Below are 16,472 nucleotides of genomic sequence, written 5' to 3' on the forward strand. Positions count from 1 at the left end.
TTTTATCATTGCCTACGAAATGGAGTCTTAACTTAAAAGTGAATAACCTTCCCGCCGTTTACTCACCACGACTCACACGAAAGCCTTGATCAGGTCCCATGCCATTTGCGTCGAACTTGCCTTGAAAAGATATTTCGTTGTTGGTGATGTTGCCGATCCAACCGCCGCCCTTCACAACCCGGAAAGAACCGACATCGCTTCCCCTATCCCCGTACCAGTTCCAACACCATTCCCTTACATTCCCTGACATATCATAAAGTCCTAACTCGTTGGGCTGTTTGACACCAACTGATTTTGTTTTATTATTGTTGTTTTCAATGATAGGCCAGTTCCATTCTCCCGATAAGTATTTGTCTCCAGCGTTTTTCCAATACCATGCTACCTCATCTGTATTATTGCTTCCACTGTAGGTGTAACTCTTGCTTAATTGACCTCCACCTGCAGCATATTCCCACTCTGCTTCTGTCGGTAATCGATAACCATTAGCACCTTCATTGATCGTTACGGTCCATTTTATATTATCGTTTTCGCTCTTATTATTTGTATCTATTTTATTCTTATCTATATTGTAATAGGGTGTTAAACCCTCTTTTATACTCCGCTTATTACAGTACTCAACAACGTCATACCAGCTAACCATTTCAACCGGCAAATTGTCGCCCTTGAATTCTGAGGGATTACTTTCCATTACCTCAATCCATTCTTTTTGAGTTACCTCATATTTACCGATATAAAAGTTCGATAGGGTTGCACCATTGTAGTTGGACTTTGTGTTTATAAAAGTCCCTCCCTTTACAAATACATTGTCATTACTCGTTTCAGGCTTTTCTTGTGAACAAGCGCTGATAACAACTATTGTTGCTATAAATAGGAAACTCAATAGTTTTCTCATTGATTTATCTCCTTTGAACGGATAGGAAAATAATAAGTTGTGACGATGATCTTAGTAGTATGTAAGTATTCTTTTGGAATAAATAAGGAAGCCGGTTGTGAGACCGGCAGTCCTTAGAATTATCATCGATTAAGAGGCTACAGTTTACCTGTTACCACACCGTTACGTTAGAGCTCCCACTACTTTGATATCCCTCAGTAGCTAACACTTGGTAAGCCCAACTACTTCCCAAATTCATTCCATATTTCTTCCATGCGTTAACGTGGTTGCTAAAAGTGATAGCAACATTACTCCCAGTTGCTCTCTTCGACTGTCTTACACTCCAGAACTGAGTGAAAGTTGCAGTGCCGTCAATAGAAGGTGCGTTGGTTCGGGTAGTCGTATAGATGTCATATGTGCCACCATCACTGGTTACGGTACCTTTAAATGTTCCAGTTGGTCTATAAGTGCCCCAGCTATCAACGACGTAATATTCTATGAGTGAGTTTCTCGTCCACCCATAGAGTGTCAAATATCCATTACCGGAAGGCGCCCAGACTCCGGCATTGTAGTTTATTGTCCTTGTTGGTGATCCGGTATTCCAGCCTTTACCGACAACAAAGTTCCCAGTGTTTGACCATGTAACACTGTAATTCCCACCTGATCCATTCGTAGCATTTACTGTTCCTCCACCATCAGTCCAATTTTGCCAATAATCTGTCGCCGCATTTGTAGTTGCTGCAAACAAGCTAAAGCTCATTGTAGCTGCGAATAATACAGTCAAGATTTTCTTATTCATCTTAAACATAATCTACCTCCTAAGATTTTTTTGATTACATACTACTTGACTGACCTCTAGTATTCCAAGCAATCGTCTGTGGTTTTCTTTGTTGTTTGGTAAAACTCCCGAGATCACCACATCCTTCCATTTATATAATTGTAAGCGATTTCAAATAGAAGTTTATCATAGCTTACGTACAATTTAATCTGTTCAAATTAAAGGTTTTACCCCAAAAAGTATTGTTATTTTGTGGTTATAATTGAAAATATAAAGAAGGAACATACAAAAAAAGAGGACTTAGCGTCCCCCTTTTACTTGTCATATATCAGATTAATTATGTTCATTACAAGCCCCTCCACAATACTATAATATTTTAACAAAAAATTACTGAACATGTATTTCCGATTTGATATCATGTTGACTTAAAAATTTCATTAAATCATTACTAAGCTGCACAATCTCATTGTTAGCATTATTCGCATAATCCGGCAACATCATATCCCTAACCATTTTAGTTCGTAGCCATGTCATAAAGAAAAGGTCCAAAAATAAGTTTGGGAATTTAAGCACCATTTTAAGCATTGGTGGATCAATTGAAACGTCAGCTTTTTGTATTGCCCTTAGATACGCTTTTAAAGTGAATGTTATTTTGCGTGCTGTCTTTCTAGTTCTGGCTGTTTTTTTGTCAATGATCTTATTCTCAGAATGCAAAAAGCTCAACATGGCAATGTCTGATACGGAATGTGTGATTAGATACGCTTGCATATCTTTTTTAATAACGTAGGGAAGCTTTGCAGTTTTAAATAATTTTGCAAGGTTTTCTATGCGTTCTGTCACTACACCATTAATTTCTCCAAATGCAGTTGCCGCTATAAACTTTGGTAGAAATCGAGCATGCAATACTCCATCTTTAATCTGTCCGCCGAAGCCGGGAAAAGCTGGTAAAAGTCTATCCCCTACGATATCCAGCCACGAAGAAAATCCAATTGAATTACTAGTCATCGTAACTATATTTTTGCTTTGATTATCTTTTAGCGCTAACAACGCTGCTTCGGACCGATCATAACGAACGGTAACGAAAATAAAATCGTATACATCGTCATTTTCGAGCGTATCAATGACATTCACTTGTATCGATCTAACTGTACCTTTTTCTGTATACTGCAGGCCATTTTCTCTTAATGATTTATATCTATTCGAATGTGCAAACAGGCTAACGTCAAACCCTGCTTCAAGAAGCTTAATTGCGTACATGCTCCCGATGACACCTGCACCAAAAATTAAAATTCTATCTTGTTTTGCTGACATATAAACCACCCTTACTTATTAATGTTCCCTTTTGATTATCCGACAACATGTTGTATGATGTGATTATAAATCTTCATTATTCCTTGATCAACCATCAGTTTTTTATGATTTGTCGGATGATATTCTAATTCGCTAGTAGGAGGGAAACATGAAAAAGCAACCCCAAATAACGGAGAAAACAAAACAAAAGTTTGTAGAAGTTTTTTGTGAGTTATATAGCCAAAAGCCGATTGAGAAAATTTCGATTCAGGAAATTTCGAATAAGTCAGGATATAACCGCAGCACCTTTTATCAATACTTTACTGATATTTACGAATTGTTAGACTCTGTTGAAAATGACCTATTGAATGAAATGAAAAAAGAATTGGCAAATAAAGAGCTATCGATGGATACAGTTCAAGATACGCTCTATTGTCTGGATAAAAAAGAACATCTCCTGGTTCTTAATGCCCTTTTGGGTGATTATGGAAGTGCCCGTTTTTTAAAACGCTTAAAAAAAGAAATCACTTTGGATCAATTAAAATTAAACGTTCCGCAAAACCAATCCTTAACGCCATACTTCATTGAGTTTTACCTGACAACTGCCCTTTCTTTATTTCGTCTTTGGCTCCAGCGTCAAAAGGATTTATCGTCAGAAGAATTTTTCAAGTTAGTAGAGAACCTATATTCAAAAGGGATTACACCCTATTTCAAAGAATGAGTCTGTCATTCAAACCAAATCCTCATAAGGGTCCGCATTCTGGTTTAAGAATTATTCTTCGGTAAAGAAAATCGAGACCATTCAATTGGATAAAAAAACCACCGATCTAGTTGACTAGATCAGTGGTTTTCTATTTTTTTGTAGATTTTTATATAATATATCCTCTTTCCAAAACTCCATAACAGAAGACAATAAATCCCTAAATGATCACATATAATGGAAGTCCGTTAAACGATATACTTCTATGTAAGCGTCAACATCCCGTTGCAGGAGGTGGCCCTTAGTCTTGTATGCTCGTATCATCACTCTTATGAATAATCTAAGACTCAGAACGAAGTTATTTCTATCATTTGGCTGTGTCGTTCTAATCCCGGTCTTAATTGTAGGGCTGTTCCTTACAAATGAACTACGGAATATGGCAATGGCTAATGCGCTTGAGCAGATTACAGCCAACGTGGATCGTGTGAAAAAACGGACTGGCGAAATGCTCAACATCCCGCTTGATATTGCTTATCGCCTATCGAATGATAGCCGGCTTGAAGAGGTTGCCAATCATCGTTATGAGTCTGTCTATGATGTTGTTGAAGCTTACTGGAACTATCCTGATTTCCGTGATTTTGTTCGACTATACAACGAAGTTTCCAGTATCCGCTTATATATCGATAATCCAACGGTTCTCAACAACTGGGAGTTTCTACAGACGAATGAGAGTGTTACGCAGGAACAATGGTACCAAACTGCACTAGCCCAAAGGGGACTGGTCTGCTGGAATTATATTCGAGACAACCGTAATGGACAATATTATTTAAGTCTAATCCGAAAGGTCAATTTTTTTAAGGCGAGAACCACCGGTGTGCTAGTCGTGAATGTGAATACCAAAAAGCTCAATGCGATCCTCAACCAAGAATCTTTTGAAACTCTTATTATGGATGAGAACGACAATATTGTCGCCTCAAATCGTGTAGATACACAAGATAAATCACTGTCGAATATTGACCTAGCAACCTTATCCGCTACAGGGCAAGGTCCCCACGATGTAACCATTGATGGCAAACCCTTCAAAATGGTGATCGATCACTGGCAACCCGGAGGAAGCTTGAATAGCCTGCGTATCATTTCCATTTTTTCTGTAGCAAGCATCGTCGATGAGCCCAACCGAATTATCTTTCTAGCTTCAATTGTAATACTTTCAGCAATGATTATGGCTATTCTCTTGATTTACTATGTCTCACGGCTACTCACCGGAAGGATGCTACATTTGAGCAAACATATTTCTAAGGTCGCTGCGGGAAATTTAGGAGCCACGCTTGTTATTGACGGTAAAGATGAAATCGGTCAGCTTGCCAGACAATTCAATCATATGGTTCGGAACATTAATGAACTAATGAGTGAGGTACAAGAATCTAATCGACAGAAAAATGAGACTCAGCTTAAGCAAAATGAAATTAAATTCAAGATGATGGCCAGCCAGATCAATCCTCACTTCCTCTTCAATGCCCTAGAATCAATCCGCATGAAAGCTCTTGTCAGAGGACAAGCGGATATTTCTCAAGTCGTTCGACTGCTGGGAAAAATGATGCGTAAAAACCTTGAGGTCGGCAATGGGAGGATCAGTCTGCAAAGTGAGCTAGAAACCGTAAACAGTTACCTAGTCATCCAAAAATTCCGCTATGATGACAGACTCACTTATGAGCTACTTGTGGACCCAAAGGCGAATCCTTTTCATATTCCCCCTTTAATTATTCAGCCACTGGTAGAGAATTGTGTCATCCACGGATTGGAGAATCGAATTGAAGGCGGCATGGTTCGGGTGGAAATCCGCTTAGAAGACAGTTATCTAAAGGTTCAGGTATCTGACAATGGAGTGGGTATTTCAAAAACACGGATACAAGAAATTAGGAAGATGTTGAATAACAATGATGACTATGAAACTAATAATATTGGGATGCGCAATATTCATTTGCGGCTGCAGCTGACCTACGGTCCACAATTTGGGCTGACCTTAGCAAGTCAAATCGGATTCGGAACGCAAATCAGCTTTGCGATTCCATTAAGGAGTGATTCTTATGTATAGCGTGTTGATAGTGGATGATGAGCTGGCGATCCGTGAAGGACTAGTTGCTCTGCTAGACTGGGAGAGTCTTGGATATCAAGTCATCGATTCCGCCGCAAATGCCATTGAGGCTAAACATAAATATGAACTTTACTCCCCTGATTTAATGATCGTAGATATCCGTATGCCCGGTAGAGATGGTCTAGAACTTGTTGAAGAACTGAGAGCACTTGATCCGGAAATGCACATCATCATCCTCAGTGGCTATGCGGATTTTAACTATGCTAAGCGAGCGTTATCCTTTGGCATTGATACCTATTTGCTCAAGCCTGTAGACGAAGATGAACTACAGCTATACTTGGAGAATCTGTCCATTGAGCTGGATGTACGTAATACTGATCGTAAGAAACAGGCCGCAGTCAAAGTATGGAACCGGGAGATGCTAGTTCAATCCTTGTTAATGGATCGAAGTGCGCAGACTCCGTCAATAATGGAGGCAACCGTTCTTGAAGCAGAATTACTATGGGATTCCTATCAAGTGGTTCTGATTAGGCTGATACTTCAGGACAATGCGGATCATGGACCTTCAACAGTCGTAAAGGCGAGACTTGCAAAAAGCTTTGAAGAAAATGACTGGGGCATAGTATTCTTGCTAGATTCTTATTTGGGGGTTCTGCTTCAGCCCTCATTTCAGAAAGAACTTGTACATAAGTTAATGGTCCAGAATATACAGCAAGTAGTATTTGACCATGAACTTGAATGTATCATCACCGCAGGTGATATGGTGAACTCTCTGGAGGATATCTCCGTCTCCCACCTATCGGCGCTGGCAAGGATGAAAGAGCATTTCTTCTATGACGAGACGGGGATGATTGGACCGGATTCCATGAAAATAAAGAATGGGCTGACAGTTAGTCCAGAGGAAATAGAGAACAGGCTGGAGTCCGTTCTAGAACGGATGTTTTTTTGTATGGATACCGGCAGTTGCGCGTTACTCTTCACCCTGATTCAAGAAGCTGGAGAACTTATGATTACCGCCGATTATTCCGAGATGGCCGTGAAATCGCGTTATGTGCGTATCGTCTCTTATCTACTCAACAAACTCTCGTTTCAATATAAGGAGCTGAGTCCTCTGCACAGCAACATGGATGAGCAAATTGAACAAATCTATAAACATACCTCTCTGCCTCAATTGCAGCGCTATGCCTTCACTCTTCTTGAGTATTATGCAAAAGGCATTACCCGCGACGATATGGAGGTCTTCCTAAAGCGGATGCTGGACCTCATCCATCGACATTATAATAAGAATCTTAAGCTCGATACGCTAGCGGATGTATTTAGTTATAGTAGCGCTTATCTAGGGAAGCTTTTTAAGAACAGCACGGGGTATTCCTTTAACAGTTATCTAGATAATGTCCGCATGGAGAAGGCCAAGGAACTGCTTACTCAAGGCTACAAAATCCATCAGGTCGCAAACGAAGTGGGCATCAGTGATGTAGATTATTTTCGTGAAAAATTCAAGAAGCATGAAGGTGTCTCTCCCTCCGACTACCGCAGAAAGAATTGAAAAAGACTCAACATTTTTCAGAAAACGCTTACGAAAATAACAGATATACCCCTGTTTTTTATATAAAATATTCGGGTGTTTCTTTCACTTTCTGTAGATTATGATTATGGCATATCGAAGGAGGGACATAAATGAAAGCGATTACCTCAAAAGCTCAACCGGAGCTGAAGAAGCCTGCTTCACGCTTTTGGCCAACTTTTATACAGCAGAAATACCTCTATATGATGGCCTTCCCATTTGTGCTCTGGGCATTTGTATTTAATTATTTGCCTTTATGGGGCTGGACGATGGCTTTTCAGAAATACAAACCCGGGAAATCCTTTTTCGATCAAAAATGGGTCGGCTTACAGTACTTCAGAGAGCTTTTTCAGGATGATCAATTCTTTAACGCACTTCGCAATACACTCGCTATGAGCATCATGGGCTTGTTGGCTGGATTCATTATTCCCATCATTTTTGCTATCCTTCTGAACGAGCTACGGCTTCAGTTTCTGAAACGGTTTGTACAGACAGTCTCCTATCTCCCCCACTTCGTATCTTGGGTGGTTGCTGCCGGAATTATTACCAAGATGCTCTCTACCGATAACGGTGCGGTAAACGACCTGCTGCTAAGTCTTCATCTAATTAGTGAACCTATACAATTCATGGCTAAAGGTCATTTATTCTGGGGGATCGTCACAGCTTCTGATGTTTGGAAGGAAACGGGGTGGAACACAATCATTTACCTTGCAGCTATCTCAGGTATAGGTCCAGAGCTTTATGAAGCAGCAAGAGTAGACGGTGCAAGTCGCCTGCAGCAAGTACGAAACATTACACTTCCAGGTATTCAGACAACCATCATTATTCTGCTCATTATTTCCATCGGACATTTAATTAGCATTGGGTTCGAGAAGCAGTTCCTGCTAGGCAATAACCTGGTGCGCGACTACTCACAGACGCTGGATCTCTACGCATTGAACTACGGGCTTGGCATGGGCCGCTTCTCCTTCGGTACAGCCATTAATATCTTCAATTCTGTGGTAAGTGTGATTCTGCTGTTTGTCGCCAACGGGATATTCAAAAAAATAACAAAAGAAAGCATCATATAGGAGGCCCTTATGCTAAGTAAAAAACTGGCCGCCGTGTCATGGTCGGACCGCATTTTCGATCTGGTAGTCTATATTGCGATCACAGTAGTGACCATAGTTACGCTATATCCTTTTCTGAATGTGTTGGCAATTTCCTTTAACGACTCCACAGACAGCATTAAGGGTGGAATTACGATATATCCACGCGTCTTCACTATTAAGAACTATGAGACGATCTTTGCCTATTCCGGGCTGATGACCGGACTCAAAATCTCTATATTACGTACGGTGATTGGCACGATTCTTGGGTTGGTTAGTGCCTCCATGTTAGCTTTCACTCTGAGTCGGGTAGACTTCCAAGCCCGAAAGTTCGTCTCTACATTTCTCGCGCTTACGATGTATGTCTCAGGTGGTCTCATCCCTGGCTACATCCTGATTAAAGATCTTCATATGATAGGAACCTTTAGCGTGTATGTCCTCCCCGGTCTAGTCAGCGCATTTAATGTATTTGTCATCCGTTCCTTTATCGATGGCTTGCCCTATGCACTGCAGGAATCCGCTAAGTTGGACGGGGCTAATGACTTCACAATTTATTGGCGGGTTATTCTTCCGCTGACCAAACCTGCGCTGGCAACCATCGCTCTCTTCCTCGCCGTTGGCCAATGGAATTCATGGCTTGATACTTATCTTTACAATGGTTCCAAGGATGCGTTGACTACTCTCCAGTTCGAGCTAATGAAGGTCATACAGAGTACGACAACTAATGCGGACAATTTCCGAGGTCGCAATATGACAGAGGTTATGGCACAAATTTCTCCGGAATCAGTCAAAATGGCTATCACGATCGTAGTCACAGTGCCTATTCTAATCGTTTATCCGTTTTTGCAGCGCTACTTTGTTAAAGGTATGACTTTGGGTTCAGTAAAGAGTTAGTATGCTAATGGTATAAGCAGGCTCAGCCTGTATACACAATACATTTTTTGACCAGAAAAAGGGAGGGTTTCTATTCATGACAAGAAATACAGTAAAATCGCATGTGATGTTGATGGTCTTGACTTTACTAATTAGTGTGCTGGCAGGTTGTAGCGGATCAAGCAACAAAACGGCTGATAACAACGTAGGAACTAAACAATCGAATGAAGTTAGTGCCACTACTGAGGCTACCGCGGAAGCAACTGCACAAGCCGAAGATTTAAGCCCGCTTACACTCTCCTTATTCGCTGAAGATCCAAATCCGAACTGGAACAATATGAAAGACGACATCAGTAAAGTGATTACAGAGAAAACAGGCGTCACACTCGATGCGGAATTTGCGGTAGGTGATCCACAACAAAAAATCGCCTTAATCGCTGCTGGTGGTGATTATCCGGATATCATCTCTGCCAAAGCTGATATCGGTAAACTTGTAGATGCTGGAGCAGTCATCGATTTAACGGAGTTAATCGACAAGTATGCACCAAATATTAAACGTGTGCTTGGTGACAACCTTGCCCGGGCAAAATACACGAATGAAGACCAATCGATTTATGCCATTCCTACCTGGGCAGCGGTTGATGAGAAGAAATTCGTGGCTGGCGGTGGATTTGAGCTTCAACATCGCGTCTTGAAGGAAGCCGGATACCCTGAAATCAGAACAGTCACCGATTATGAGAATGTAATTAAAGCCTATCTTGAGAAACATCCAACTGATGAGAACGGCAACAAGAACATCGGAGTCTCCCTGAACGCGGATGATTGGCATATGTACATTTCCGTCACTAACCCTGCTGTTGCAACGACAGGCGGTTCGGATGACGGGGAATATTACGTAGATCAACAGACACATGAGGCGATCTACCACTTTCGCCGTCCGGAGGAGAAAGAGTATTTCCGCTGGCTGAATCATATGAATGATATCGGATTGCTAGACAAAGAGAGCTTCGTGCAAAAGTATGACCAGTACAAAGCTAAAGTAGCCACAGGACGTGTGCTTGGCTTGATTGATCAAGATTGGGATTATAATGATGCTCAACAAGCGTTGAAAACGGCAGGAAAGTTCGATCAAACTTATGGTCATTATCCGGTAACATTAACGAAAGAATACAAGGAAACTAGCTTCTGGCCTACCGGCTTCATGGGTGGTTATGGCATCTCGATCTCCAGCACAAATCCGGATCCGATTCGTACAATTAAGTTCCTGGATTTTCTCGCTTCTGACGAAGGACAAATCTTGAATAACTGGGGAATTGAAGGTAAGCATTACGTGGTAGAGAACGGCAAACGGATCGTTCCGACAGATGTACAAGATCGCATCAACAATGACAACACAGCCTTCACCAAGGAAACAGGAATCGGCTTCTACTGGAATATGATGGTTCATTACGGAGACGGCGCTAAGGATGCAAGTGGAAATTATTATACTAAAAACTTCCCGGAACAACTTGTACTTGGGTATAGCGATGTTGAGAAAGAAACTTTAGCTGCCTACAAGGCAACCACTTGGAAGGATCTATTCCCGAAAGAAGAAGAATTCACTGAAAAGGCCTATGGTGCAGCATGGAATATCGCGATTCCAGGTGAAGATGAGGTCACCATTTTAGGTAATAAAATGAGAGATATTACATGGAAACGTATTCCGGAAGCCATTCTTGCCAAACCAGCAGATTTCGATAAAATCTGGGCTGACTACATGGCAGCTCTGGAGAAAGCCGGAGTAGAAAAAATGGAAAAAGGCTACACCAAATATGTGCAGGATCGTGTTGCCTTATGGAGCGCTAAATAATAACACTTTGAGCCGAGCGGATATCCGCTCGGCTCTTTACTTTTTGCACTGCTCAATTCTCAGAATAAATCACCTCCAAGAATGGCATTATAAGGTAGACGGTGGGTCCGGTTTATTTAGGAGGATGAGGAAAATCAAAACAAATATTACGTTTATTCAATCCATCATGATTATTATGCTGAGTACAGGCCTTCTAAATCATGTCATTATCATCCCCATCCTATTGGACGCGGCAAAACGTGACGCCTGGATCTCAGTGCTGCTTGCTGGGGCTTGTGCGCTAGTTTGGATCTTTATCCTGCACATTAGTACTACCAAAATCAAAAAACAGCATCTTTTCGCTTGGCTGGCTAAAGCTTACCCTCCTATCGTGAGCCGTATTCTTGCGGTAGTCGCTAGTCTATATTTATTTGTCTTATGCATGATTACAACTAGAGACACTGTATACTGGGTGCATCTGACCTTCTCCCCAGAGACACCTATACTGGTCCTTACGTTCGTATTACTTTTGATTTCTGTGATAAATGCTTATTTAGGTATTCACTCCCTCGCGAATACCGCTGCTATTTTGCTGCCTTTTGTTATTATATTGGGTTTTTTTATAATGTTCTCTAATACAACTCATAAAGATTATTCCTTATTAAGACCGATGCTTGAGCACGGTATGCAGCCCGTTTGGAAAGGGAGCGTGTACGTAGGAGCAGGTTTTGTTGAGGTCATCATGCTTTTCTTTATGCAACATCACATCAAATCGCGATTGTCATATCTATCGTTTATGATCATGATCCTGCTTATCTTAGGTCTAACCATGGGTCCGATAATTGGTGCAATTGTTGAATTTGGTCCGGATGAGGCTGATAAACTCAGATTTCCCGCGTATGAAGAATGGAGATTGCTGACGATTGGACGATACATCGAGCATCTAGATTTTTTTAGCGTTTATCAATGGTTCAGTGGTGCTTTTCTGAGAATTTCTCTAACTATGTTTCTAATTCTCGATATACTCCAAATTCAAAGCAAAAAAGTGAAAATGTTGGTTCTTGGAAGCATATCTTTTGCTATTGTAGTGTTCACAGCCATTCCATTTAGTGACCAATTTTTTCTGAGTATGTTAGCTCACTATGTACTTCCCTTTTCTTTATGGGGGGTACTCGCTTTTTCTGTAATTATTGCTGGGCTGATTAGCTTGGCTCAACGAAAGGGGAAAGCAACATCATGAAAGAGCCTGAGCAAAAGGAATCCAATACGTTCGAGGATGTGTTCACACGAGTATTTGGTTCAAGTTCAGACATTAAGAGACTAACTATCTCTTTGTCTGACTCGGACAATGCCGTTCAACTGGTGTATTGCAAGGGGTTGTGCGATGAAATCAAAGTGGAAGAATATATCATCCCGGAATTAAAAAAGATCCCGGAATCTATTCTCACATCGAATGAACTCGATCTTATGCAAAAGGTTCCGTTTCACATGACCCCCCTTCCATCAAAAGAGATTAATGCTTCAATGATTGATACTGTGCTTAATGGTGATCTTTTCCTTCTTTTTACGCCATCAAATCAATACTATGTTGTGAAATTGGCTGATCCACCTAAACGGCAACCTGAAGAACCCAATACAGAAGTGTCCACAAGAGGGCCTAAGGATGGTTTTACGGAAGAATCATTTACCAATATTGCCCTTATTCGAAAAAGACTTAAGACAGAATTATTGGCTGTTGAACAATTCAGTATTGGAATCCAAACCGCGACTGAAGTTCATCTTTTATATCTCAAGGAAACGATTAAACCTCATGTACTAGATGAGATCAAGTCAAAACTAACCGGCATTCAAATCCAGGGATTGGTGAGTAGCACCCAGCTTGAAGAAAGTCTGACTGGATTTTCGTTTTTTCCATTATTCGCATATACGGGCAGACCTGACTATGCTGCGAATTCACTGCTTCATGGCAAATTTGTGCTCTTGACGAATGGTTCGCCTACTGTGATTATAGCGCCAGTGAGCTTTAGCTTCTTGTTGAATACTTCGGAAGATGCACATATGGTAAATATCTTTGTTGCTTTTACTAGGTTATTAAGAGTCCTAGGGGTTATGCTTTCCCTGTTTTTGCCGGGCTTTTGGATCGCGCTTACTACGTTTCATCAAGATCAAATCCCCTTTACGCTGCTTGCAACATTAGTAAATTCGAGACAAGGCGTGCCTCTTCCGGCTCCCTTGGAGGCGATTGTGATGCTCATTTTATTTGAGATTTTTCGGGAAGCAGGGATGAGATTACCTACTGCTTATGGCCAGACCTTATCGGTAGTTGGAGGTTTAATTATCGGTCAGGCAGCCATAAGCGCCGGCATTGCAGGTCCAGGTACGATTGTGGTAATAGCCATTTCAGTATTGGCTACCTTTACATTGGTCAACCAGTCTTTAGTTAGCGTTGTTAGTTTGCTTCGGATTGCTATTCTCATCATTAGCGGGTTTCTGGGGTTGTTTGGTACGATGACATGTCTGCTTGCACTGGTCCTCTTTATGGTCAATTTACGTTCTTTCGGCACCTACTATCTTTCCCCTCTATCCCCGCCTCACTGGAAGGATTTTTATAAAGTTATTTTCAGAATGCCGTGGGGAAAGGGAAAGTTCACGGACAATACGGGAAATAAAGGACGAGATCGATCATGAAATTGATCCGGTGCATGCTTGTTACTGCTCTGCTCTCCATGCTGCTTACAGGTTGTTGGGGATCAAAAGAAATTGAGCATATGATCTATGTGAATACATTAGGCGTCGATTATGTAGATAACAAAGTCGTTGTTTATATTCAAATGGTTAACTTTAGTGGCATTGCGAAAAAAGAGGCCGGGCAGAGCCAAGAACAAAAAACTTTCATAGGGAAAGCAGAAGGAGATTCGTTTGATGCGGCAATATTTAATTTATATGCCACTAGTCCACAAAGAATTATCTGGAGTAATGTGAAAACAATCGTATTTAGTGAAGCAGCGCTAAAGAAGGGTAGCGTCATCAATCAAGTATTGGACGTTTGGGATCGATATTATGAATTTCGATATACCGTTTGGACCATGGCAACCAAGGAACCCATGGAAGAAGTGCTGACTACCCCGTCGATCGCCGATCTGTCAGTGATCTACTCGCAGCTTAACAGTCCCATGCGAACCTATGAACAGAGCTCGGTTATCGCTCCATTGTATCTGTACAAGTTTATATGGAAATGGAGAGAGAAAGCCGAAACGGTTCGATTACCTTTTCTTGAAGTTGCGCCAGACTGGACCAGTAATAAGGAACCTTCCCCTAACATTAGCATGTCGGGGATCTGCTTTCTGCAAAATGAGCAATTTCGTGGTTGCCTGAAGTCTAAAGAGATATTAGGGGTTCGATGGCTGGAAAAAAAGACGCAACGAACGCCTCTGATAATCAAAGATGACAAAGAAGTACTTGCTGTGATCGTCATGAACAAAGTTAAATTCTCTATTCAACCCAAGATGAAGCATGGCAAACCTATCTTCGATATTAAAGTGTCTATGCAGGGCACTCTTCCGGAATTGAGCGCAAACCTTAATCGAAAAGATATTGAACTGAAAGCAATAAAAGTAATTGATGATCAGATTAGGGAAACTTACTTGAAAGGTTTAGAAATAAATGCCGATGTATATGGACTCTCAGGAATATTCTATCGTAATCTTCCAAAAGAGTGGAACAAACTGAATGATAAAGGAATCTTACCGCTCGATTCAAGCAGCATCGAAAAGATTGATATCAAGGTGAATCTGATCAGTGGTGGGATATCTAAGATTGAGTAAACTCAGATGAAATGATCAACTAAAGGCTGATGAACAACTTTTAATTACTAAAAGTTGTTCATCAGCCTTTTTACTTGAAATGATTAAACGACAGGTTTCGCACGCACAGTATAACTCTTCCTGTATATGTAACTTTCTTCTCAATAGTTATGATTAGTGCCTTTACACCGCTCCCTCAGAAGGAGGAATTCATAGTCACAACGAATAAACAGTATATCAAATTCTTTCTAAACTATTGGGAGGGCTAATATGCTGTATGTTAAGGATATTTTACTGCAATTATTGTTTGCCCTAACCCCTTTTGTCCTTTATACCATTTACTATCGTGACAAAGCCGTTAACTATTCAAAACAATTTATCACGATCACCTGCATGATATGTCTTTTTATGTCGATGACCTTTCCTGTCAGTGTACAAAATGGAATCATATTCGACATTCGTTACGTGATCATGTTTTTCGGAATGGTGTATGGCGGCATAACTACTGGAGTGTTTCTTCTCGTTGAGTTTCTAGTATACCGCTTGCTTATAGGTGGCCAGGGACTATTTTCAGCGATAATTATTCTCTCCATCACTTTCTCATTATCCGCATTGTTATCCAATCTATACCGTCGTCGTTCCGAGTACCGAAAGCTTATTACACTCATTGCAGGGATATGCTTTTCCATTATTCCAATAGGTACTATGTTTGCAACGGAATACCAATACACGATACAGCATTTAAAGTTCAATATCCTCGTTATGCCAGTACAAAATTTCCTCGGAATTTGGATATTGATTTCCCTTTTTAATAAAGCAGTTTCTGATAAGGAATTATATCTCAGGTATCTTCAAAGTGAAAGATCGGAAACGATTGCTCATGTCGCGGCCTCTCTAGCCCATGAAGTCCGTAATCCACTTACAGCCGTTATGGGATTTTTAAAATTATTGAAGGATGATTCGATCACAAGAGAAAAGAGTCAGAAATATATTGAAATTTGCCTTGAAGAGATTAAGCGGACAGAAGTTATTCTTTCTGAATATTTATCGATAGCTAAACCTAATCATTCTATGGTAGAGAAAATTGAACTTGTGCAGCAAATCTACTCAATTGTAGATATCATAACGCCGTACGCCAATATGAATAACGTTACTTTGGAGATGCACCCCTTGGAGGATAAACTATATGTATCTGCAAATCCTACTGAAATCAAACAATTATTCATAAATTTCATCAAAAACGCGATAGAAGCTTGCACTATTCATTCAACAGGTATTGTGAGCATCCGTATTGAGCGTCAATCCCAATTCGCAAAAATAATAATAATTGATAATGGGGTTGGTATGAGCAGCGAGCAAATGGATCGACTGGGAAGCATTTATTTTTCAACTAAAAGCAAAGGTACCGGTTTGGGACTTACGCTTTCTTATCAACTGATCCGTTCGATGAACGGTGATGTAAATGTACGAAGTAAATCAGGAGAAGGAACTGAATTCATTCTCTCAATTCCATTAACTGACTGAGTACTTAGATGCTCCAACGAAACAAAAAAACTCGGCTCAAACTTATCGTTTGAACCGA

General features: G+C 40.7%; 13 protein-coding genes. 10 read left to right on the plus strand and 3 right to left on the minus strand.

What is annotated here, in order from left to right; genetic code table 11:
- Nucleotides 1-58: 58 nt before the first annotated feature.
- The 3 genes from NSQ29_RS12365 to NSQ29_RS12375 form a co-directional block, all read right to left on the minus strand.
- On the minus strand, nucleotides 59-892 hold the full coding sequence (locus NSQ29_RS12365) for a formylglycine-generating enzyme family protein (RefSeq protein ID WP_340969415.1): 834 nt from the start codon (nucleotides 890-892) through the stop codon (nucleotides 59-61).
- A 151-nt stretch (nucleotides 893-1,043) separates the two neighbouring features.
- Nucleotides 1,044-1,679: a glycoside hydrolase family 11 protein gene (locus NSQ29_RS12370; protein ID WP_042188200.1), complete on the minus strand. Its 636-nt coding sequence runs from the start codon at nucleotides 1,677-1,679 to the stop codon at nucleotides 1,044-1,046.
- A 357-nt stretch (nucleotides 1,680-2,036) separates the two neighbouring features.
- The gene (locus NSQ29_RS12375; RefSeq protein WP_341125197.1) at nucleotides 2,037-2,960 is read right to left on the minus strand and encodes a ketopantoate reductase family protein; all 924 of its coding nucleotides are present in this window, start codon (nucleotides 2,958-2,960) and stop codon (nucleotides 2,037-2,039) included.
- A gap of 148 nt (nucleotides 2,961-3,108) precedes the next feature.
- Between NSQ29_RS12375 and NSQ29_RS12380 the strand changes: the two genes are divergently transcribed.
- From NSQ29_RS12380 to NSQ29_RS12425, 10 genes are all read left to right on the plus strand, one after another.
- Nucleotides 3,109-3,660 carry a TetR/AcrR family transcriptional regulator gene (locus NSQ29_RS12380; protein ID WP_339270092.1) on the plus strand — a complete coding sequence of 184 codons (552 nt, stop codon included), beginning with the start codon at nucleotides 3,109-3,111 and terminating at the stop codon, nucleotides 3,658-3,660.
- 310 nt (nucleotides 3,661-3,970) lie between these two features.
- On the plus strand, nucleotides 3,971-5,734 hold the full coding sequence (locus NSQ29_RS12385; RefSeq protein ID WP_341125198.1) for a cache domain-containing sensor histidine kinase: 1,764 nt from the start codon (nucleotides 3,971-3,973) through the stop codon (nucleotides 5,732-5,734).
- Entirely contained in the window at nucleotides 5,727-7,280 is a 1,554-nt protein-coding gene (locus NSQ29_RS12390; protein ID WP_341125199.1) for a response regulator transcription factor, read from the plus strand. The genes NSQ29_RS12385 and NSQ29_RS12390 overlap by 8 nt, the downstream gene beginning before the upstream one ends.
- 131 nt (nucleotides 7,281-7,411) lie before the next feature.
- Nucleotides 7,412-8,368 carry an ABC transporter permease gene (locus NSQ29_RS12395; protein WP_340969408.1) on the plus strand — a complete coding sequence of 319 codons (957 nt, stop codon included), beginning with the start codon at nucleotides 7,412-7,414 and terminating at the stop codon, nucleotides 8,366-8,368.
- 9 nt (nucleotides 8,369-8,377) lie between these two features.
- Nucleotides 8,378-9,280 (plus strand): carbohydrate ABC transporter permease, encoded by a 903-nt coding sequence (locus tag NSQ29_RS12400; protein ID WP_339271292.1) that lies wholly within the window; start codon nucleotides 8,378-8,380, stop codon nucleotides 9,278-9,280.
- 76 nt (nucleotides 9,281-9,356) lie between these two features.
- A complete protein-coding gene (locus tag NSQ29_RS12405; RefSeq protein ID WP_341125200.1) occupies nucleotides 9,357-11,108 on the plus strand; it encodes an ABC transporter substrate-binding protein in 1,752 nt (583 codons plus the stop codon).
- A gap of 124 nt (nucleotides 11,109-11,232) precedes the next feature.
- A complete protein-coding gene (locus NSQ29_RS12410) occupies nucleotides 11,233-12,327 on the plus strand; it encodes a GerAB/ArcD/ProY family transporter (protein ID WP_341125201.1) in 1,095 nt (364 codons plus the stop codon).
- Nucleotides 12,324-13,775 carry a spore germination protein gene (locus tag NSQ29_RS12415; RefSeq protein ID WP_341125202.1) on the plus strand — a complete coding sequence of 484 codons (1,452 nt, stop codon included), beginning with the start codon at nucleotides 12,324-12,326 and terminating at the stop codon, nucleotides 13,773-13,775. Before NSQ29_RS12410 ends, NSQ29_RS12415 begins: the two co-directional genes overlap by 4 nt.
- Nucleotides 13,772-14,911, plus strand: a complete 1,140-nt coding sequence (locus NSQ29_RS12420) for a Ger(x)C family spore germination protein (protein WP_340969401.1) — start codon at nucleotides 13,772-13,774, stop codon at nucleotides 14,909-14,911. Before NSQ29_RS12415 ends, NSQ29_RS12420 begins: the two co-directional genes overlap by 4 nt.
- 249 nt (nucleotides 14,912-15,160) lie before the next feature.
- Complete coding sequence (locus NSQ29_RS12425) at nucleotides 15,161-16,414, plus strand: HAMP domain-containing sensor histidine kinase (protein WP_341125203.1); 1,254 nt, start codon at nucleotides 15,161-15,163, stop codon at nucleotides 16,412-16,414.
- Nucleotides 16,415-16,472 lie beyond the last annotated feature (58 nt).

It is taken from the genome of Paenibacillus sp. FSL F4-0236 (assembly GCF_038000135.1).
Taxonomy (GTDB): domain Bacteria; phylum Bacillota; class Bacilli; order Paenibacillales; family Paenibacillaceae; genus Paenibacillus_AQ.